Source organism: Mucilaginibacter pineti (assembly GCF_900101875.1).
Lineage (GTDB): Bacteria > Bacteroidota > Bacteroidia > Sphingobacteriales > Sphingobacteriaceae > Mucilaginibacter > Mucilaginibacter pineti.
The window spans coordinates 249,280-268,923 of sequence record NZ_FNAI01000009.1 but is presented as its reverse complement, the minus strand read 5'-3'; the positions used below and the strand labels follow the sequence as shown (position 1 = coordinate 268,923).

19 protein-coding genes are annotated in these 19,644 nt (G+C 42.2%); 9 read left to right on the top strand and 10 right to left on the bottom strand.

What is annotated here, in order from left to right; all coding sequences use genetic code 11:
• Nucleotides 1-24: 24 nt before the first annotated feature.
• On the top strand, nucleotides 25-1,176 hold the full coding sequence (locus tag BLS59_RS19540) for a multiheme c-type cytochrome (RefSeq protein ID WP_091151698.1): 1,152 nt from the start codon (nucleotides 25-27) through the stop codon (nucleotides 1,174-1,176).
• Nucleotides 1,177-1,251: 75 nt separating this feature from the next.
• On the opposite strand, the gene BLS59_RS19535 is transcribed toward BLS59_RS19540, so the two are convergent.
• Nucleotides 1,252-2,385 (bottom strand): TIGR03364 family FAD-dependent oxidoreductase, encoded by a 1,134-nt coding sequence (locus BLS59_RS19535; protein ID WP_091151696.1) that lies wholly within the window; start codon nucleotides 2,383-2,385, stop codon nucleotides 1,252-1,254.
• A gap of 3 nt (nucleotides 2,386-2,388) precedes the next feature.
• Nucleotides 2,389-3,723 carry a DUF5690 family protein gene (locus tag BLS59_RS19530; protein WP_205411309.1) on the bottom strand — a complete coding sequence of 445 codons (1,335 nt, stop codon included), beginning with the start codon at nucleotides 3,721-3,723 and terminating at the stop codon, nucleotides 2,389-2,391.
• Nucleotides 3,724-3,946: 223 nt separating this feature from the next.
• On the opposite strand from BLS59_RS19530, the gene BLS59_RS19525 reads away from it, so the two are divergent.
• Complete coding sequence (locus BLS59_RS19525; protein WP_091151694.1) at nucleotides 3,947-4,540, top strand: phosphonate degradation HD-domain oxygenase; 594 nt, start codon at nucleotides 3,947-3,949, stop codon at nucleotides 4,538-4,540.
• Nucleotides 4,541-4,645: 105 nt separating this feature from the next.
• Complete coding sequence (locus tag BLS59_RS19520) at nucleotides 4,646-5,113, top strand: carboxymuconolactone decarboxylase family protein (protein ID WP_091151693.1); 468 nt, start codon at nucleotides 4,646-4,648, stop codon at nucleotides 5,111-5,113.
• A 57-nt stretch (nucleotides 5,114-5,170) separates the two neighbouring features.
• On the opposite strand, the gene BLS59_RS19515 is transcribed toward BLS59_RS19520, so the two are convergent.
• Both BLS59_RS19515 and BLS59_RS19510 read right to left on the bottom strand, forming a co-directional pair.
• Nucleotides 5,171-6,904, bottom strand: coding sequence for an amidohydrolase family protein (locus BLS59_RS19515; RefSeq protein WP_091151690.1), 1,734 nt, complete (start codon nucleotides 6,902-6,904; stop codon nucleotides 5,171-5,173).
• A 16-nt stretch (nucleotides 6,905-6,920) separates the two neighbouring features.
• Entirely contained in the window at nucleotides 6,921-8,225 is a 1,305-nt protein-coding gene (locus BLS59_RS19510; protein ID WP_091151688.1) for an erythromycin esterase family protein, read from the bottom strand.
• Nucleotides 8,226-8,406: 181 nt separating this feature from the next.
• Between BLS59_RS19510 and BLS59_RS19505 the strand changes: the two genes are divergently transcribed.
• The 4 genes from BLS59_RS19505 to BLS59_RS19490 all read left to right on the top strand — a co-directional run bounded on the left by BLS59_RS19505 (nucleotide 8,407) and on the right by BLS59_RS19490 (nucleotide 12,644).
• Nucleotides 8,407-9,465 (top strand): sensor histidine kinase, encoded by a 1,059-nt coding sequence (locus BLS59_RS19505; protein ID WP_091151686.1) that lies wholly within the window; start codon nucleotides 8,407-8,409, stop codon nucleotides 9,463-9,465.
• Nucleotides 9,462-10,142, top strand: coding sequence for a LytR/AlgR family response regulator transcription factor (locus tag BLS59_RS19500; protein WP_091151684.1), 681 nt, complete (start codon nucleotides 9,462-9,464; stop codon nucleotides 10,140-10,142). The genes BLS59_RS19505 and BLS59_RS19500 overlap by 4 nt, the downstream gene beginning before the upstream one ends.
• A 152-nt stretch (nucleotides 10,143-10,294) precedes the next feature.
• Nucleotides 10,295-11,806, top strand: a complete 1,512-nt coding sequence (locus tag BLS59_RS19495) for an alpha-L-fucosidase (RefSeq protein WP_091151682.1) — start codon at nucleotides 10,295-10,297, stop codon at nucleotides 11,804-11,806.
• A gap of 61 nt (nucleotides 11,807-11,867) precedes the next feature.
• Entirely contained in the window at nucleotides 11,868-12,644 is a 777-nt protein-coding gene (locus BLS59_RS19490) for an SGNH/GDSL hydrolase family protein (protein ID WP_091151680.1), read from the top strand.
• A gap of 15 nt (nucleotides 12,645-12,659) precedes the next feature.
• Here the strand turns inward: BLS59_RS19490 and BLS59_RS19485 are convergent, their stop codons facing one another.
• On the bottom strand, nucleotides 12,660-13,181 hold the full coding sequence (locus BLS59_RS19485) for a PsbP-related protein (RefSeq protein ID WP_091151678.1): 522 nt from the start codon (nucleotides 13,179-13,181) through the stop codon (nucleotides 12,660-12,662).
• Nucleotides 13,182-13,347: 166 nt separating this feature from the next.
• Between BLS59_RS19485 and BLS59_RS19480 the strand changes: the two genes are divergently transcribed.
• Nucleotides 13,348-15,000, top strand: coding sequence for a S8 family serine peptidase (locus BLS59_RS19480; RefSeq protein WP_091151677.1), 1,653 nt, complete (start codon nucleotides 13,348-13,350; stop codon nucleotides 14,998-15,000).
• 61 nt (nucleotides 15,001-15,061) lie between these two features.
• On the opposite strand, the gene BLS59_RS19475 is transcribed toward BLS59_RS19480, so the two are convergent.
• The 3 genes from BLS59_RS19475 to BLS59_RS19470 form a co-directional block, all read right to left on the bottom strand.
• Nucleotides 15,062-15,466 (bottom strand): hypothetical protein, encoded by a 405-nt coding sequence (locus BLS59_RS19475; RefSeq protein WP_143014173.1) that lies wholly within the window; start codon nucleotides 15,464-15,466, stop codon nucleotides 15,062-15,064.
• Between the two features lie 151 nt (nucleotides 15,467-15,617).
• Nucleotides 15,618-15,767: a hypothetical protein gene (locus tag BLS59_RS31670; RefSeq protein ID WP_162842699.1), complete on the bottom strand. Its 150-nt coding sequence runs from the start codon at nucleotides 15,765-15,767 to the stop codon at nucleotides 15,618-15,620.
• A 182-nt stretch (nucleotides 15,768-15,949) separates the two neighbouring features.
• Nucleotides 15,950-16,873: a Dyp-type peroxidase gene (locus BLS59_RS19470; protein WP_091151673.1), complete on the bottom strand. Its 924-nt coding sequence runs from the start codon at nucleotides 16,871-16,873 to the stop codon at nucleotides 15,950-15,952.
• Nucleotides 16,874-17,157: 284 nt separating this feature from the next.
• On the opposite strand from BLS59_RS19470, the gene BLS59_RS19465 reads away from it, so the two are divergent.
• Entirely contained in the window at nucleotides 17,158-17,742 is a 585-nt protein-coding gene (locus BLS59_RS19465; RefSeq protein WP_091151672.1) for a hypothetical protein, read from the top strand.
• A gap of 138 nt (nucleotides 17,743-17,880) precedes the next feature.
• Here BLS59_RS19465 and BLS59_RS19460 read toward each other — a convergent pair whose 3' ends face one another.
• Together BLS59_RS19460 and BLS59_RS19455 are read right to left on the bottom strand one after the other, a co-directional pair.
• On the bottom strand, nucleotides 17,881-18,639 hold the full coding sequence (locus tag BLS59_RS19460) for an SDR family NAD(P)-dependent oxidoreductase (protein ID WP_091151670.1): 759 nt from the start codon (nucleotides 18,637-18,639) through the stop codon (nucleotides 17,881-17,883).
• A gap of 317 nt (nucleotides 18,640-18,956) precedes the next feature.
• A complete protein-coding gene (locus tag BLS59_RS19455; protein WP_091151668.1) occupies nucleotides 18,957-19,544 on the bottom strand; it encodes a Crp/Fnr family transcriptional regulator in 588 nt (195 codons plus the stop codon).
• Nucleotides 19,545-19,644: the final 100 nt, after the last annotated feature.

Below are 19,644 nucleotides of genomic sequence, written 5' to 3'. Positions count from 1 at the left end.
GTATGTGCTATACTCACGCAATGTATGAGTAACAAAAAGGCCGATCCGCGTGGTGAAAACTACGCCGGATCGGCCTCTTGTATAAAATGTCATCAGCGTATTTACCAGGATTACTTTAATACGCCGCACAATCAATCATCCCGCCCGGCTGCTATACATAGCATACATGGCAGTTTCGCTCCCGGTACAAACGCTTTTAGCTTTAATGATAGCCTAAAGATTGTGATGGAAAAGCGCGACAGCGGCCTGTACCAGGTAGCCTATAACAATGGCAAACAAGTTGCCGCCAACCGCTTTGATATAACCTTTGGCAACGAAAAGGCCGAAACGTACCTGTACTGGAAAAACGACCAGCTTTTTGAGCTACCCATCTCCTACTTTGGGGCACTCCATAGCTGGACCAACGGCCCGGGCTATGCCAGCGGCAAGGTAAATTTCGAGCGGCCCATAGTTACCCGTTGCTTTGAATGCCACAGCTCCTACATTCGCGAACAGCCAAGCCCCGGCATACAAAACAGGGATGTCAGGTTTGATAATGCATCCATAGTTTATGGGATTGATTGCGAACGCTGCCACGGTCCCTCGGCCCAACACGTTGAGTTCCAAACCCAGCACCCTAATGATAAAAAAGCCATGTACATGGCCAGTTTTAAAATAATGACGAGGGCACAGCGATTGGATGCCTGTGCCGTTTGCCACTCGGGCGGGAAGGATAATTATTTAACATCCCTGTTTAACTTTAAAATGGGCGATACGCTTGCCAAATTCAAGGAACCATCGTTTTTACACGAAAATGTAAACCCTGAAACAATTGATGTGCATGGCAATCAAAATGGCTTACTTAAAGCCAGCAAATGTTTTTTAATGAGCAATATGGATTGTAATACCTGCCACGATACGCATGCAGCGGCAAAGCCCAATCTGATTGCGTACTCGCAACGTTGTACAAGCTGCCATACCAACGCCAACCATAATACCTGCAAAATGACGGCAACTGTTGGCTTAACCATAAACAGTAACTGCATTGATTGCCACATGCCTGCTAAACCATCCAATGTAATAAAGGTAGAGTCGGCAGGTGGTAAAATGGTAATTCCTTATATGGTACGCACCCATTATATCGCCATATATCCCGAGGAATCGAAAAGGATACTGGCGTTTATTAAAGGCAAGTAATGATACACCAAAGCCCTCATTGATTACAACAAGGGCTTTGATAATATATACGATCAGGTTTAGGAAAACTTATATCTATGCCTCTCTGCCAGCAATAAACTGCTCACATAAACCCAAAGAAAGTGTCATCCCGTTACCGCCGAGGCCGTTAATGATGGTTACGCCGGGCTCGGCTTCGGTAATAAATTCCGTAGCACCGTTGGTCATCCGGGGCAGGATGCCATGCCATGATTGCAACAACTGCCAATCTTTAAATGAGGCAAAGGTTTTTAAGTAATCGGTTATCATGGTATTGATGAATGCCTTATCAAAAGGATCAAATACCAGTCCGTATTCGTGCGAATCGCCAATGGTTAATTCGCCGGTATGATTTTGCGATACCATTACGTGGATACCCCATTTTAACTGGGTTGGATATTGCTCTTCATAACGTTTGCGCAGGGCAGGTAATGATTGCGCAACCTGGAAACCCGGGTAATGGATCATAGATAATCCGCCACACAAAGAGGGCCCGATACGCCATTCATCCGGCTGGGAAACCAGGCGCATCATTTGCAGTTTACATTTTGTAATGGCTGTTTGTGAAAATAATTCAGGGTATAAGGTTTCAAAATCGGCACCGCTGCAAACAAAAATCTCGTCGGCCTGCCAGCTTTGGTTGCCCGCAGTAACTTTAGGATGTTCTATTTCGCTAATGGCGGTGTTCCAATGAAATTCAACACCAAATTTATCGGCCAGATATTGAGCTACCTGCCCAACAGCCTCGCGCGATTCGATGATCATTTCTTCGCCGCTCCATAAAGCACCCTTTAAACCGCTTTGATTTACGGCGGGGGATTTTTCAAGCGCCTGCGCCGGTGTAAGTATGGCGCAATCACGAAAAGTATGGTTAGCTTCCACGTATTCCTGTATCACCTGCAATTCATCATCATGGTAGGCAAGATGTAAGGAACCCACCTCGTTGTGCCAGATATTGGCTTCGGTACAAATTGTTTTCCAGATGCTGCGCGATAACATAGCGCGTTCATACATTGGTCCGGTTGCCTGCCCAATGGGCCATATCATACCAAAATTACGGATAGACGCGCCAACAGCACGCTCATTACGTTCAAATACCGTTACCTGGTAACCACGCAAGGCCAATGCCCTTGCCGTAGCTAAGCCTACAATTCCTGCGCCTATGATTATGGCACTTCTTTTATCACTCATTTTTTATTTATTGGAGATTGCCAGCAAATCGCCGGCGGTGTTTTCATTCTCTAATTTCGGCTTTTCGCTGGATTTAGCCGTTTGCAAAAAGTAAAGCAGCGATAGCAGGCAGCATACCCCGCCAACAATGGCCACTATCATTACGCCCTCTTTAAAAAAACTACCCCAGCTTATGGTTGGGCGGCCTAATTCCTTCACCAGCAAAATGCTTACACTGCCCAGGTACCCCATAGAATCGGCAATATACATGATAAAACCTACGTTGCTGCGGTAGTTAAAGGAAGCAATCATACGATCGAAAAATATGGCGTTGTAAGGCACATAACCCAGATAAAGACCTAATCCTGCAACCGTCATCCAGCTAACCGGACCAATTAGCTTATACGAAAATAACAATGTTGATACACCAACCAGCACACAACCGGTTATGATAAGCGCATGGATGATGCTAAAGGCCAGCAAATTTCTTTTTATCAGGATGAGCAGGCTCATGGCAACCAGTACTATAATAGATATTATGGTATCTATATTGGTATAAATACTATTGCTTTTGATCCCCAGGTCGGCCCAGATCTCTACCTCAAAATTATCGCGCACATCACGCATAATGGTAAGCAACACGTATATAATAATAGTGAGGATGATGCCGGGCAAAAATCGCATTAAAAATTGCTTACGCTCGGCGGCATTCATTGGGGTACGTTCGGCGCGTAACTGTTTATCCTCGGCAGTAGGCGGTGGTATAAGTTCAATAACAAAAACAAACAGCAGCAGCGGTAATACAAATATGGCGCCCGTTAAAAATGGCATATAATACTCGTTCACATGAAAAACGCTGATGAGCGTGCGACCTGTAGTTTTAACAAAGCCCGAAGCAAAAATCAAACTGATAGATAATACAGCAGCCATAAACTCGGTTGAGCGCCTCCCTTCCAGGTAACCGAAAACTAATCCCCAGATAAGCCCGAGGGGGAAACCGTTGATGAACAGGAAAACAATATTAAATGGCGCAGGTACAAATGCAAAGGCCAGCAACGCAAGCCAGGCAATGCCAATTAACACCAATATATAACGGGCGCGGTTTTTACTGTTTACCTCGGCAATAAAACGGATGCCATAAAACTTACTGAAAGTGTAGCCAATAACCTGGGCTATTACCAGCCAAACTTTATAATCTATATGAAGGTATTGCTGCCCGGTGAACGTGCCGGCCGCAAAAGCCTTGCGAAAGGCGTACATAGATGTGTATAAGCCAAACGCCGAAACCGCCGCCATTATAGAGATAACCGGATATGGCAATTTTGCCACTTTTGATCGTAGTTGCTGCACCATTTCCATCGTTACCAGCTTGCTATTTCAACTGTTTTTAATGTACAGGCTATATCAAAAACAAATAAATTTACCAGCATAGCATCAGCTTAAATATTTAGCAATACTAAACTTTGTATATTAACAGTAAACTAAATTTATGTTAAGGTTTAGCCAGCTACTTTATTTTACAAACACTTAATGGTATCATAACCTGCATATTCTTTATTTGCAACAACTAAATCTACCTAATATGGCAACCAACTCTTATGATCCGCAGTGTGTAATTAAAGAAGTGTTTTCACTATATGAAAAATATGGCGACGAAGACTATATAGGCGAACCGGTTTCGCAACTGGAGCACATGTCGCAAGCGGCTGCATTAGCGCAGGCCGAAGGTTTTGACGACGAGGTAATACTCGCAGCTTTTTTTCATGATATTGGACATTTATGTGCTGATGATGAAGACGGAACAGAAAGCATGGACGGCCTTGGCAATGTTGACCACGAACAATTAGGTGCCGATTACCTGCTGGAGCGGGGGTTTTCTGAAAGGGTGGCAAACCTGGTACAAGGCCACGTAATTGCCAAAAGATACCTTACCTATAAATTCCCTGAATATTACAACCGCTTGTCTGACGCCAGCAAAACAACGCTAAATTTCCAGGGCGGTGTTATGACCGAATCAGAGGCTGCCGATTTTGAGCTTAACCCCGATGCCGAACTTATTATACGATTGCGTTACTGGGATGATATGGCCAAAGAAACCCATGTGCCTGTAGATAATATAGACCATTTAAAAAAGATAGCCCTGGCTCATTTGCAACAGGTTAATCCGGTTAATTAAAAGAAAATATAACCCTCGAAAAAAAACTTTCATCCGGTTGTCCAATTTCTGGGATCTCGTTCCTTATAGGTGTATAGATCAATATTTAAATAAAATCAATACATAATGGAACAGAGAATCAATTTTTTCGAAAAAGGTCAAAACGCGATGAAGGCTTTATATGGTATAGGCGGATATCTTGCAAAATCGCCGGTAGAGCAGCCGCTTTTAAACCTTATTTATTTCAGGGTATCGCAAATTAACGGTTGTGCTTACTGTTTGGATATGCACTCAAAGGATCTGCGCGCCAAAGGCGAAACCGAACAACGCCTGTATATGCTGGATGCTTGGCGCGAAGCTACCGCCTACACCGCCCGTGAACGCGCGGCACTGGCATGGGCCGAGGCGGTAACCAAGATCACCAATGGTAATGTACCCGACGAAGCTTACACTGAAGTCCAAAGTCAATTTACCGACCAGGAACTTATCGACCTTACTTTAGCGATTACTACCATCAATACCTATAATCGCTTTAACATCGCGTTCCGCACCCCGGCCGGTGATTATAAAGTAGGTGCACATAGCGCACATTGAGTTTTAATAAACCTTTTAAACATAAAGCCCCGGAGCTATTGCTTCGGGGCTTTATATTTATTTATCTGCGTTTTTATTGATAACCAGCTGCCCTTTAATAATAACGGCAATATTATCCAAAGCATCCATATTGATTAAAGGGTTTGAGTTAAGGATGAGCAGATCGGCGTTTTTGCCGGTTGCAATGCTGCCGCTTTGGGCATCCAGTTTCATCATGGTTGCGGGAACAATAGTAGCCGAACGGAGCGCATCAAGTGGACTTAATCCCAGTTTTACATAGCTTTGTATCTCGTCGGGTATTGTTCCTTCGTTATCGGTACCGGCAACAATGGGCACGCCATAATCAAAAAACAGTTTAACCAGTTTATTATAAAGCGGTATTTTTTTATCGCCGGTTAAATTGTATATGTTAAGCGTGGGATCCAGGTAAATCTTCTTTTCAATCAGCTTATCCAGCAGGGGTTTATTGGTTGCCTTTAAATCTCCATCCCATTTTATGTTGTTCATAAAGTAGTGGATATGGCTAATGCTTTGTATGCCATTATCAATAAAATAGCCAACAGTATAGCCTACCGGCAGGTGACCAACCACATCCATATCATAAAGCCGGGCTTCTTTAACAATAGCATCAAAATCGTTCTTTTTAATGTAGCTGTATATCTTGATCTGGTTAAAGCCGGCATCATGATACATTTTTACATTGGCCTTTATCTCTTGCTCATTGGTAGCGCGTATTACACCCAAACCGTAGGGCGATTTACCATCCAGCACACCGGCATTTAAAATACGCGGGGCCGGGAATGAAACATCATCGGCTACTTTTTTAAGGTTGGTTATAAAGTCAAATTCGTTGGCCATATCGCGCACGGTTGTTACACCGGTAAGCAGTTCGCGCTTCAGGTATTCGGGATGAAAAAGATGTACGTGCATATTCCAAAGACCGGGAATCAGGAATTTATCTGTAGCATCAATGATGGTTGCCCCGGCGGGAATAAGGGCTTTATCGGCCTTGCCTATATAAGCTATCTTGCCGTTTTTGAGCAGCACCAGCGTATTATAGCTTATCTTACCACTATCGGCAACATCAATTATGTTCCCGCCCAAAACAGCTATTACTGCGTAAGATTGTCCTAAGTTTTTATTACCATCGGCATAGGTTTTTATGAGGTATTGATTTGATGTATGGTTAAACACTTTAAAAAATGGCAAATACGCATCGTTAATCACTTCTCTTTTATCACCCTCGGCATCGCAGATGGACAGGTACACTGCATTGCCTTTCTCATCAACCCAGAGAATCTCATCAAGGTCGGTATTGATTTTTATGATGGCAAGCTCACCATTAGTCAACGGATCTTTTTCTTTGCCGATAACGGAGATGCTGATAGGCTGGCCATTCAGTACTGATGGAATAAAATCCGGTCGGCCAGCTTTGTTCCAATCTGCAATCAATAATTCCCGCGTTTTGATGGAGCCGTTTTTACTCATTGGGAAACCCTTATCTTGCGAAAAGGAGGTATCTATACTTTCTGTAGTAAACCTTGAGGTGTTGCCTGCAGATGTATACCTGACGTTGCCTTTATCGACAGAAAAAGAAGCTGCTAACGTCATAGCTGTACCCCTGTCGTTAGTAGTGATGTTGATATGCACACCGCCCGACGGATCCTCTGATGATTCTTCCCGGCCTATCCGGTTTTCCAGTTTGTAAACCGAATACCGGGTTATGGTTTGGCAAAAACAATTGTGGTATAACGCTATAAATACAATGAGCAACAGATATTTTTTTTTCATAAAGATGAATGCCTTATTATTTTAAAGGGGCAGGGGCGTGGGTTTCATTAATAAACAAATAGGCATCAAACAGGTCATTCATATTGGTTTTATCATAACTTTTAGGGCCGCTCTCGGGGGTATAACCTACAAAGCGCATTTGCTTTTGCAGTTTTTGAGGGTTTAATGCCGATGGCTCTACATAAAAAACAGGCTTACCCATCGCGCTAAATAAATTTTCCCATGAGCCTTTAACCGGCACTTCAAGCGGGTAGGCTGCCATTGGGTTGGTATAAGTATCGCGGCTTTCCTTTGTTGCGGCAAATGTACCTGTAGCCGTGCCCGTGCCTAATATAAAATAATTATTGGGGAACATTTTAAGGATGATTCCGCCGGTGCCACCAACTTCGTTATTGTAGATGCCTGTTTTTGCCAAATGTACGTTATGCGCCCAGATAATCATTTTGGTACCCGGTTTTTTCATGATCAAAGCAGCATTTTGCGCCATATTATCATCGCGCGATGCTTCAGGTAATTTAGCGGCTTCATCGTAAAACGGGGCAAAGGCTTGTTCAATATTAAGGATGGCCATGTGGCAATCGTCCTTAACCTGCTGCGGCAATACAGCAACATTAAGGGCTTTGTCCAATTTTACGGCGGCAACATAACCGGCATAGCTGCTTTTACTAACCGAGTCCATATTAACTTTATACTCGCTGTGGTTCGAGCCTTCCCACACTTCATCCTGAAATTTAGCCGCTTTGGTTATCACATCCATTGAATCTAACAGGTTGACAGCGGGCGTTTTTGTAAGCAGTTGTTTCAATACCTCCACATCCGGGGTTATATATACATAGTCGAGCCCGTCGATGGTTACTTTTTTGTGGTGTTTGCTGTTGTACTGTTTTACCCAGGCAAGCAGTTCTTTAGTTTCCTGGTTTTGCCAGATGCTCAACAAGCGTTTTTTCATGAGGGCATCTAAATTGGTAGTGGTATTCAGCTCGTTATTTAAAAGCCATGAGTCGCTGTAATCATTTTCAAAAGCGATATGGTTAAAACCCTTTTCCTCAATCAGGATGCGGCTTATCCAAAAACGCACCTTATAAAACTCGGCGGTTCCGTGGGTTCCTTCGCCCAGGCCCACAATTTGTTTGGCGCTCATTTTTTCAATAAGCGGTTTTATTGATGCCTTAAAAGCCTCAAAACTTTGTATCGATACAGGTTTAATGGCGCTTATTTGCAATGTAGAATTGCTGTCGGCTTTTGCCTGACCGAAAACCAGGTTACGGCCCGCAAAAAATAATGTAATGGTACCGATGATAGTGAACAGAATATTTTTCATTGGAGTAATTTGTTTTTTATGATGATGCAAATCAACTGAGATAATTACCTTCACGGATACATTATTCGACGGGTGGTTAAATATCCGCTACAGAAAAAATGCGCACTGGTTTAATCGTGCAAAACCATACTTTAGTCGAAAAATGAATATTTAAACTGATAATTAGCTTCACTTTAGCATTGTGCCAAAGAAATACGCCATCACCTTCCCCATTGCATTTGAACTGCTTATATGGCTGTTTTATGTGTGTATGTATAAATATTCCTACTATCTGGATCTGGCGCATCTCCCGGTAAAACGCGATAGCAATTTTCCCTACCTGCAAATTTGCGCGTTCGGTATTTGTAGTACATTGTGCCTTATTCCCTACTACCGCTGGGCCGTGCCCCGCTTATTATATGCCAAACGATATTGGATACTATTCGGTGTAACGCTGCTGATGTTTTTAGTTATCACGCCACTAAACAGGATGGTTTTTGTTTGGATATTTGCTAAACTAACAGCCGGTTTACCGGTAAATACCTTTTTCGCAAATATGTTGGGCTGGTACGGAATGGACCCTAACCTGCTGGTAACCGATCTGCTGGCTTTTTTCTGTATCGCTTTTGCCCGTTTCTCCTACCAGAACGAAGTGCAGCGGCACCAGATAGAAACCGATAACCTGCAACTGCAGCTCGGTATGCTTAAAGCCCAGCTGCAGCCGCATTTTTTATTCAACACGCTTAATGGCTTGTATGGCATGAGTTTGCAGGGGTCAAAAGATACGCCGAGGTTTATATTGCTGCTATCGCAAATGATGCAGTATATTTTGTATGATTGCGATAAGGAACTGGTTACCCTGCAAGACGAGATGGTATTTTTAACCGGCTATTTTGAGTTGGAACAAAAGAAATTCCCAACCGCGAAGATCAATTTAACGACACCTGATATAACACCCGATATAAAAATACCGCCCTTACTATTTTTGCCCCTGGTTGAAAACAGTTTTAAACACGGCAAGCACAAACTGGAAGACAGCGCCGGGGTAGAGGCTAAACTTACCATAACCGGCAAAAGCATTGTTTTCAGTATTAAAAACGATATACTTGGGCAGGCAGCATTAGCCAAGAAAAACACACGCGGGGGCATTGGTTTAATCAATATTAAAAAACGACTGGAGTTATATTACCCATCGCGGTATAGCCTTTTGTTACAGGAAAACGATAATCATTATATGGCAGAGTTAACTATAGCGATATGAAATGTGTGATTTTAGATGACGAGCCATTGGCCCACCAGGTGCTGGAGCATTACATTGCCGAAACACCGGGCTTAACGCTTTTGGCTAAATTCAGAAACGCCATGGAGGCCTTTGAATACCTGGGCAAGCACCAGGCCGATCTGCTATTTCTTGATATTGAAATGCCGCTGGTAAACGGCATCACTTTTTTGAAGGCCTTAAGCAACCCGCCCCGTACTATTTTTACAACCGCCTACAAACAATATGCTTACGACGGTTTTGAGCTGGACGCAGTGGATTATCTGTTAAAGCCATTTTCTTTTGAGCGGTTTACCAAAGCGGTTCAAAAGGTTAAAGGCGACCTTGATACTGCCGAAGGCGATTTACTGAACACGTTGCTGGTAAAAGATAAGCAGGGCTCGCAGATCATAAAACAGCAGGATATTATTTATGTAGAAGGTTGCCGCGATTATGTAAAGATCATAACACAAGAGCGGCAGCATATTATTTACCATACGCTTAAGGGCATCCTTGAAAAACTAAACCCCAATTACTTCATACAAACGCACCGGTCATACATTGTGAATAAAACTTTTATAAGCCGTATTCAACCAGATAATATCATCCTCTCCAACCAATCATTTATACCTGTAGGGCAGCTTTATAAAAAAGAACTTTTGAAGCGGATGGGAAGCTAAACTATGCTATCTTCATATTTTCAGGTATATTTTTACTCATGATATTGACCCATTGATTGATATTGGGGTAAAATTCCATAATAAACAGATACTTTTTCAATTTTTAGCGTTTTAAAAACGCCTTTATTTGATTAACCAACATCAAATAAATTATGAGTATAAACCTTAAACACCTTTTAACAGGGATACTGCTAACAAGTATATTTACTGTACAAGCGCAACAGCTGCCCATAAATCAGGGTCCGTTTAAACCAACAAATGAGTCGTTAAAGGAATATAAATATCCCGAATGGTTTAGGGATGCCAAGTTTGGCATTTGGGCACATTGGGGTCCGCAGGCGGTACCGCGCCAGGGCGATTGGTATGCACGCAACATGTATGCAGAAAATAGCAGGCAATACAAATATCACGTTAAACATTACGGGCCGCCATCAAAATTTGGATACAAGGACCTTATCCCCTTGTGGAAAGCCGAAAAATGGGACCCGGAAAAGTTAATGGCATTATATAAACGGGCCGGTGCAAAATACTTTGTAAGCATGGGCAGCCATCATGATAATTTCTTTTTGTGGAAATCAAAGATCCATAAATGGAACGCCTTTAACATGGGGCCGCATAAGGATGTTGTTGGCTTATGGCAAAAAGCGGCTAAAAAAGAGGGGCTAAAATTTGGCGTATCAGAACACCTGGCGGCCAGTTATACCTGGTTTCAAACCGCACACGGTGCAGATACCGCCGGCCAGTTTAAAGGCGTACCTTATGATGGTGCCGATCCCCAATTGGCCGATCTTTATCATACCAAAGCTGCCCCGGGCGATTACGGCTGGTTAACCACCAACCCCGAATGGATGAAGGAGTGGTATGCCGATGTAAAGGAGCTGGTAGATACCTATCACCCCGATCTGCTTTACTCAGACAGCAAACTGCCTTTTGATGAAGTTGGCCGCAGTATGCTTGCTAACTTTTACAATGGTAACCTGGCTTATCACCAGGGTAAAGCTACCGCCGTTTATAATTGCAAAGAAGCATCCGACGGCAAATGGGTGCAGGATCTTGAGCGGGGAGTGCAGGACAGCATTAGTCCGTACCCGTGGCAAACCGATACCTCTATAGGTGATTGGTATTATCAAACCGGGCAAAAATACCGCACAGGTACCGAAGTGATACAAATGCTGGTTGATATTGTAAGTAAGAATGGTAACCTGCTCATTAACGTTGTGCAAACACCAGAGGGCGATCTTGAACCCGATGTATTAAATATAGTTGAGCAAATAGCCGCATGGATGCCGGCAAATGGCAAAGGTATTTACGGTACGCGCCCCTGGAAAGTTTATGGCGAAGGACCATCAACAATTAAAGAAAATCAAAAAAAGGGGCAATTTGGCGGACTAAGCGATACCCATGCTTACCAGCATACCGATATTCGTTTTACCACTAAGGGCAACAGCCTTTACGCCTTTTGCATGGAAACTCCTGAAACCGATATCCAGATAAAATCTCTTGGTAAAAGTTCAAAACTTAACGACAAAAAAATCACCGGGGTATCGCTATTAGGCAGCAAGCAAAAACTTAAATGGAAACAGGAAGATGATGCACTTGTAATTACAAAACCATCAGATATGCCCGCCTGGAAAGTAATGGGTCTGCAAATAGATTTAAAATAAACTTTTCCCTATTGTTTATATCTTGCCTGTATCATAATAACATAGCGTAAGATATTTAACTATGAAAAAACCAGAAGAATCGTCCCGGAGAAATTTTATAAAGCAGGCCTCTGTTATTGGAGCAGGGGCCTTTGCATTACCGGCAGCACTGAGCAGCTTCACCTTGCCTGTGGATGCAAAAGCGGGTGAAAACTATACGTTTTTATTTCAGGGCGATTCCATTACCGACGGCAACCGCACACGCGATCTCGACTGGAACCACGTACTGGGGCATGGTTATGCTTATATGATAGCAGCCAGGTTATGGTTTCAATTGCCGGAAAAGAAATTTCACTTTTTTAACCGTGGTATAAGCGGCCATACCGTTAACGACCTCACCGCCCGGTGGGATAAGGACACAATAGCGTTAAAACCAGATTTGCTGAGTATATTAATTGGCATAAACGACGCCAACCATGCTGTAGAGGGCGATAAAAGTTACACAATAGAAAGTTACACAGAAGGGTATAGGGCGTTACTAACCAAAACCCGCCAGCAGCTTCCGCAAACACAACTGGTAATTCTGGAACCTTTTATATTGCCGGTGGGCAGGGTAAAAGATAAGTGGGAAGATTTCCAGCGGGAGGTAACCGGCAGGCAGGCGGCAGCCAAAAAACTGGCGGCTGAATTTGATGCCATTTTTGTTCCCCTGCAGGAGTGCTTCACTAAAGCCGCAGGGAAATATCCACCAGATGATTACTGGCTTTGGGATGGCATACACCCCATGCCAAACGGGCACGAACTGATGACCCGGGAATGGATTAAACACGTTAGTAAAAAACTGAAGTTTATAGGTTAGCCATACCCTATAAGCCTATTTCACCTTAAACGATTGCAGTATTTTATTTCCGTCGGCTGTAATTTGCTTTGCAGTTTTGTTTTCAAGGGTGGTAAATTGCAGGGAATATGTTTTCTGTCCATCGGTATATAAAATATGTTCGTGCTTCCAAACCCCTGCATAATCCTCCTGTGTGTATAAAATATCGGTATAGCTTTTATTGTTTTTCCTTACCAGGACATGCTTGATAAGCTTTGATCTTGGAGGGGTTATTGACGAAATCATGTGGTCGATATATTCATCACCGGGAACGGTATCCGGCAATAGCATAAAACTAAAATCAATTGCAGCGCTGGCTTTCGAGTTGATATGAATTGCCTCTGCCAAAGGCCCGGCATTTTGCGTTATAACCCAATCACTTGGATACTCAAATGAGTATTTGCTATTTTCTTGTTTAACCCAGGTATATTTTCTTGCTTTATGCTGCTCTTTAACCGTTTTATTTTGCGTACAGCCAACAAAAAACAAAAGCATTATTGCAATCGCTGTTTTTAACATAATTATTATTTGACAGTAAATATATATTATTGATTGTTCTTATTCCTTAGTTTCGCACACCGGTAATAATAATACATTCGCCCCGTTTAAAGGGGCGGTATATTTACCTGTAACAGCAATCATCATCCCATTATATCAAGATCGAAAATACCCGCCTGCCAAACTAATGACTACCAAACTTTATACCCTGCCTTTATTTTTATTATTAACCTGTTTTTTTGTTGTTGGCTGTAAAAAAACAGCGCCGCCAGAACCTGCAGCGCAGGTTGTATCCATTGACCCCTCTTTTTTAAACGTGGCCAAAAGCCTGGCTTATTCTTACCAGTTAAAAGCTACCGTTGCCAACGGTTCCGGATCTAACCAAATTACCTGGAGTTCAGAAAATCCACGAATCGCCACCGTAACCGCCAGTGGACTGGTTATGTGTATAGCTGCCGGCGAAACAAATATTGTTGCCACATTATCCGGCGGCACTGCGGTTGCCAAGTGCAAGGTGACTGTATCTGATGGTGATGATTACAAGTACCGACTGGTGCTGAAAGATAAAGGCACTTCCGCATATTCGATAAGCAGCCCCGGCGAATTTCTTTCGGCACGGGCAATAGAACGCCGCAGGAAGCGGAACATTCCGATAGACCAATCCGACTTGCCTATATCTCCCGATTATATTAAAGCGATACAAAATGTGGGCGGTATTATAGTAGCCAAAAGCAAGTGGCTTAACACGGTAAGCATAAATACTTCCGACGAACTTTCGATTGATAAATACAAGACTTTACCCTTTGTAAAAGATGTGATATTGGTTTGGGAGGGCAAAAGAAGTACAGGCAGCTTAACCAAATATGTTGATGCGCCGCAGGCCGGTAACAACCAAACAGCTAATGGCCCTTTAGATTACGGCACAGCCCTGAATAACATCAGCGTATCAAACGGACAGGCCTTGCATGATAAAGGATTTAGAGGCGCCGGAATAGAAATTGCTGATATTGATGCAGGTTTCATCAATCTGAAAACTAACCCGGCATTTAACAATATTAATATCAAAGGCGCAAAATCCTTTGTTTACGAGCAGCCAGACCCTTACAGTACAGATGACCATGGCGTGTGGGTAACATCGTGTATGGCTGTTAATAAACCTGGTTTTTACGTGGGTACAGCACCCGAGGCCAGTTATTGGTTGCTGCATACAGAAGATCAAACGTCAGAATACCCGATTGAGGAAGATTACTGGGCAAATGCCATTGAATATGCCGATAGTGCTGGGGTAGATATCGTCAATTCGTCGTTAAGTTATACCACTGGCTATTACCTGCCTTCGGCGCGGTATAAATTTGAGGACATGGACGGTAAGACAGCCCTGGCCAGTCGCGCGGCCAATATGGCTTTTAGCAAAGGCATTTTTATTGTTTGTAGCGCCGGTAACGAACAACAATGGGTAGGCACACCAGCCGATTCGCCAAACGTGCTTACGGTAGGTTCCATAAATAAAACGTTTAATATCGATAGCTTTTCGTCATGGGGCATTACCGTTGACGGACGTGTAAAACCCGACATTGTTGCCCTGGGTGGCGGTGCAAGTGTAATTAATAATACAGGCGTTCAGGAGCCAAGAAGCGGTACCTCATATGCCAGCCCCATCATATGCGGCCTGGCTGCCTGCCTGTGGCAGGCCTATCCTAAACTCAACAATAAAGAGCTGATGGACGTGATCAGGAAATCGGCCGACAGGTACAATAACCCCATTATGCCTTACGGATACGGTATAGCCAATATGCAAAAAGCAATGGACCTGGCCAAAGTAGTGTCGGATTCAAAGTAGTGGTTTATTTCGCCTATCTAAACTTTTTGTGGGTGATTGGGGTTGTGTGGTAGTTAACATTCTATTTCGAAACATCAAATGTGGCATATGGATTTGGAGTTCCATAGAGTTCCATTTTTAGCTTAGGATAATATAACCCCATTCCCCTACTAAAAATCGATTGAGGATAAACCTTGTTAATGTTTCGTCGATATTCCTTTTCATCTGCAACAGTTTCAAGTTTTCTACATCTGTCATCATTAAATCTTCTGTCGGAACTGCGGAAGCCGGCCTTAGCCATAAAAATGGTATTTAAACACATTATAATAGCTATATGATCCTTGTCTGAAATGGTTGAAAGTTCTCTTTTTTGAAGAAGATAAGTGGCTCTATCGACACATTGGTGAAATTCGGTTAAGGTAATTCGTTTTTGTTTTTCCTGATCAAAGTTATATCGGACTTGTTGCCCAAACGAACTTTTGATCATAAGCAAAAAACCAATGATAAATATTATCGCCCTAATATATTTCTTAACTGAGTACATCAATAACCTTCGTTCTAATAAATCATAAACTATGTGCCATCAGAAATAGTATTGATTGAAATAAATATAATGCTATTATTCAAAGCCCTTTAAATTACCCGTTTAGCACCGTTTTCAACGATTCTGGCAAGGGAATTATTTCGCATGGATCATGGGTGATCTTATAAATGATCTTATCCGAATCTATGCCGATAAAATCGCCGTCTTCCAGGTCTTTTATATGGAAGTAAACTTTTCCATCCAATGACACCTCGTATACTTCGCTTGCGTTTATCAGTGCTATTTCGGCAGGGCTAAGGAGTTTCTCAAGCTTGTTTTAGTGGGGGTTGTCGTAATAACGCTTCTCATGATTTTTGAGGAATTACTATGTTAATTGCGCAAGTAAGAACGGCAATGATGTTTCAAACTCAAGGTTGAGGAATTTCACTACCCTGAAAAATCATCCAACATATCAAATGTAGGCACAAAATACAAGCTCCCTGTTTTTGCTGTGCTGAAATCTAATATCCTGTCATAATTGCCAACAGGCGTGCCGATAAACATATTATTCAGCATTTTTTGTACCGTAGTGAATGTACTTGCATAAGCTATAAAATAAGTACCCATTTCATTGGTAGACATATTGCCAAAAGGCATATTATCACGAACAATTTTAAGGTCATCGCCAACATTGGCCAAAGCTATGTGGGAGTTTGAGGGTTTTACATCGTCGGCCATTTCTATATCGTTCGATTTAGACCGCCCGATCACCTTTTCCTGCTGTTCGGTAGAGAGCTCCTTCCATGATGTTAAATTGTGGATATATTTCTGTACAAAAAGATAGCTTCCTCCTGTATAAGCTGGGTCTTCCTCCCCCACCATGCTAAAGAGTTCCCTGTCCTGCCCCTGCGGGTTTTCTGTACCGTCGACAAAACCTAAAATAGAACGGCTGTCCCAATACCTGAAACCATGAATTTCTTCTGTACTGGTTGCCACCGGGCTTAGAACATCAGCTATTGCCGATGTTATATCGTAACAGATACTCGTATTATCTGCCCTTATATGAAAATGCAAATCTCCTTTGGAAGAAACTGCCGTATGTTTCCCGCCAACAATAGGAACAAAATTCACCAGTTCTTTTGGTACAGGAACCGGGAGTTGCAACCGAAGCCAGGCATCATATCCAATTCCCATTACACAGCTTGCCCTGGAAACTGGGAAACGTACATTAGCAGAATTATTAAGGTTGATAATCAGCTTGCAAAGCTTGCTAAAAACATCGCTAACCTCTACACCATCGTTAAAACTCCACACCATAAATATGGTATTGTTATTGGTGTAGTCGGTTACATTCTGAGAATCGGGTTTCATGGTTTAATATAAAACTTTGTTAGGGTTACGAAAATAGGCAATTGGTAATTGTATTAAAACAGGCAACCTGTTATAGTTAAAAATATACTATAAAAAATACTTCAGGGATCTCTAAGCCACAAACCCCGAAGTCTTTTTATTGGTGACTTGCATGATGCAGCGGGTTTGGAGAAATTTTACCATTAATAGCTTTCTAAATTTTTAGGGGTGAAACAATAAAAAAAACGATTGCCACAGTTGCATATAAAGTTAATATTCAGTATATTATTCCTTATTAAAGCAAAATGAAAGAGTGTAATAACATCTACTGCATATTTGACGAATTGGAAAAAAGGAAGGCAATGTTTCTTGGCAATGGGTACACTTTTCAATCCTTAGAGAGTTTCACTACTGGATATCTATTGGCAGCAAACAAGCAACAACTTGAACAACCGGATACGCCTAATTTTGGTTATTTTAGTACATGGCTGCTGGGACATATTGATGAAAACTATGGTCTTGCTGGCGGTTTTTTTTGGCAAATATCCAATCGTAATTTAAACGATGACATAAAAGCATTTGATGATTTTTTTTATTTGCTGAGAGTTTTTAAAACCTCTGTCATCAATACCAAATCGACGGTTTTTAATTCCCAAGCGCGTAATTTTAGTATAGATGGGTCTGTTAAGCGATTCATAGACCAGAACCCAGATGAACCACCTAAAGTACCATATTCTGTCCGCTGGATTAGTATTACCTATTCTACAACAATATGGATTGAGTTTCTGGATGAGAATAATAAGGTATTTAATGAGACTTGGTATTTGAATCCAAAAGAGGCCAAGGATGCTCTTGAAAAAGAGTTCGGAGGTTATTTAAGAATGTTTTAGCTTCAAGTCAAATAGCTATAGTTTATTAAATTGAAAAGCCTTCAGACTTTCATCCAAAGGCTTTTTACAAAGCATACCCGGGTATGGGTTATTTTAGGCTCCGATTTGAAAAATGGCACGAGAAGTATTTCAACCTATTTAAAACCCATACATACCACCCGAAACCGAAATTTGCTCTCCAGTGATCCACGCTGCGTCATCGGAAGCAAGAAATACTACGGCTTTCGCAATATCTTCTGGCTGACCTCTGCGACCAAGCGGTGTGTTGGCAATAAACATTTTTTCATACTCGCTGCCGGCAGTAACGCCCGCGCTGGTTGCACCCTCTGTTTCTGTAGCACCCGGCAAAATAGAATTGATACGAACATTTTTTGCACCCAGTTCTTTTGATAACGCAATGGTAAAGGCATCTAACGCCGCCTTAGTAGCTGAATACAACGAGGCATTAGGAAGAGGGTATTTGCTTGCACCCGAACTGATATTGATGATATTACCGCCCTTATCGCCAAATAATTTCAAAGCTGCCTGTATAGTGAGTATAGACCCTAACACATTGACGTTGAAGCTCTGATGAAAATCTGCTGCTGATATTTGTTCAATGGGTGCGTATCCCTGAGAAACCGCGTTGTTAACTAAAATGTCCAGGCTTCCGAAAGCCTTCTTTGTTTCGTCAAACAGCCTGGTTACATCAGCTTCTTTCGATACATCGGCCTGTACCGCAATGGCTATGCCGCCATTGTCGGTTATCTCTTTAACCACTTTATCTGCGCCCTCTTTACTTGAGGCATAATTTACAACAACCTTTGCACCGGCTGCCGCGAAGTGTTTTGCGATAGATGCGCCTATTCCTTTTGAAGCACCGGTAACTACCGCTACTTTGTTTTTTAATTTACTCATGATTTTATATGTTAATCTATTCAAATCCTTCAGGTGAATTTTCCGCTCCTGAAGTATATTCAAAGATGCAACCCCGTGATGGATTGTTTATTGACATGAATCATTAAGTACCTTTGATTTAGATCAACTCAGGGTAGTGACCTAAATCACGTTAATAGGATAACTAATTGTAAAAAAGTAACTTAAGATATCCGAGGAAAACCCGGGAAGCAGAAAGCCAGAAAGATCACAACGGCGTATTTTGCGTTGTTGAGCACTTTTTTTACATTAAGGAAGATATTTCTATGGGGAGGCTGAAGCGGCAATCTTTGTAAGATCTATTTAAGAGAGTTTTTCCGTATCCTGCTCAAAGTTTCGGGGGATAAGCCCAGATAAGAAGCGATCATGTTTTGTGAGAATCGCTTTAAAAAATGCGGATAATTGCTGATCAAATCCTCGTAACGCTCTTCGGCTGTATAACTCATAGCAGCCTGCACTCTTTTTTGGTTTGCAATGGTGTAATTTTGACTGATTACGTTCGCCATCGCTGAAAAGGCAGGTATATGCTTAAGAAACTCCTCAATTTGAGCATTGGTTGATTGCAGAACTTCCAGATCTTCCAGCGCTTCAATATTAAAGCGACTTGGCGTTAACAGGTAAAAGCTTTCAAAATCGGCCAGCCACCAATTTTCCAAAGATAATTTCAGGATATGTTCATGCCCTTTTTCATCTACCGTAAAGGTTCTGGCAGATCCTTTTACAATAAACCCAATATATTTGCATACATCCCCTTCCTGTAAAAAGTATTGCCGTTTTCGAAGTTTTTTGGGTTTGAAATGTGCCATCAACAAATGCTTATCATCGGCTGAAAGCAGTTTACCTGATATTTCCTGGATGTAATCGAAAAACGCTTCAAAATTGGACATCGTTCAAGTATATAATTATTCGCAATTTACTTAAGCTGCCCGATAAAAGACTAAAAAATTAATGAGGTGCGGGGTTTGCCACAAGTTCACATGCTCAACA

Bases quoted from the DNA above. Each gene is read 5' to 3' on its own strand.
- BLS59_RS19540 (WP_091151698.1), top strand. From the start codon at position 25: ATGAGTAACAAAAAGGCCGATCCGCGTGGTGAAAACTACGCCGGATCG.
- BLS59_RS19535 (WP_091151696.1), bottom strand. From the start codon at position 2,385: ATGAGTGATAAAAGAAGTGCCATAATCATAGGCGCAGGAATTGTAGGC.
- BLS59_RS19530 (WP_205411309.1), bottom strand. From the start codon at position 3,723: ATGGAAATGGTGCAGCAACTACGATCAAAAGTGGCAAAATTGCCATAT.
- BLS59_RS19525 (WP_091151694.1), top strand. From the start codon at position 3,947: ATGGCAACCAACTCTTATGATCCGCAGTGTGTAATTAAAGAAGTGTTT.
- BLS59_RS19520 (WP_091151693.1), top strand. From the start codon at position 4,646: ATGGAACAGAGAATCAATTTTTTCGAAAAAGGTCAAAACGCGATGAAG.
- BLS59_RS19515 (WP_091151690.1), bottom strand. From the start codon at position 6,904: ATGAAAAAAAAATATCTGTTGCTCATTGTATTTATAGCGTTATACCAC.
- BLS59_RS19510 (WP_091151688.1), bottom strand. From the start codon at position 8,225: ATGAAAAATATTCTGTTCACTATCATCGGTACCATTACATTATTTTTT.
- BLS59_RS19500 (WP_091151684.1), top strand. From the start codon at position 9,462: ATGAAATGTGTGATTTTAGATGACGAGCCATTGGCCCACCAGGTGCTG.
- BLS59_RS19495 (WP_091151682.1), top strand. From the start codon at position 10,295: ATGAGTATAAACCTTAAACACCTTTTAACAGGGATACTGCTAACAAGT.
- BLS59_RS19490 (WP_091151680.1), top strand. From the start codon at position 11,868: ATGAAAAAACCAGAAGAATCGTCCCGGAGAAATTTTATAAAGCAGGCC.
- BLS59_RS19485 (WP_091151678.1), bottom strand. From the start codon at position 13,181: ATGTTAAAAACAGCGATTGCAATAATGCTTTTGTTTTTTGTTGGCTGT.
- BLS59_RS19480 (WP_091151677.1), top strand. From the start codon at position 13,348: ATGACTACCAAACTTTATACCCTGCCTTTATTTTTATTATTAACCTGT.
- BLS59_RS19475 (WP_143014173.1), bottom strand. From the start codon at position 15,466: ATGATCAAAAGTTCGTTTGGGCAACAAGTCCGATATAACTTTGATCAG.
- BLS59_RS19470 (WP_091151673.1), bottom strand. From the start codon at position 16,873: ATGAAACCCGATTCTCAGAATGTAACCGACTACACCAATAACAATACC.
- BLS59_RS19465 (WP_091151672.1), top strand. From the start codon at position 17,158: ATGAAAGAGTGTAATAACATCTACTGCATATTTGACGAATTGGAAAAA.
- BLS59_RS19460 (WP_091151670.1), bottom strand. From the start codon at position 18,639: ATGAGTAAATTAAAAAACAAAGTAGCGGTAGTTACCGGTGCTTCAAAA.
- BLS59_RS19455 (WP_091151668.1), bottom strand. From the start codon at position 19,544: ATGTCCAATTTTGAAGCGTTTTTCGATTACATCCAGGAAATATCAGGT.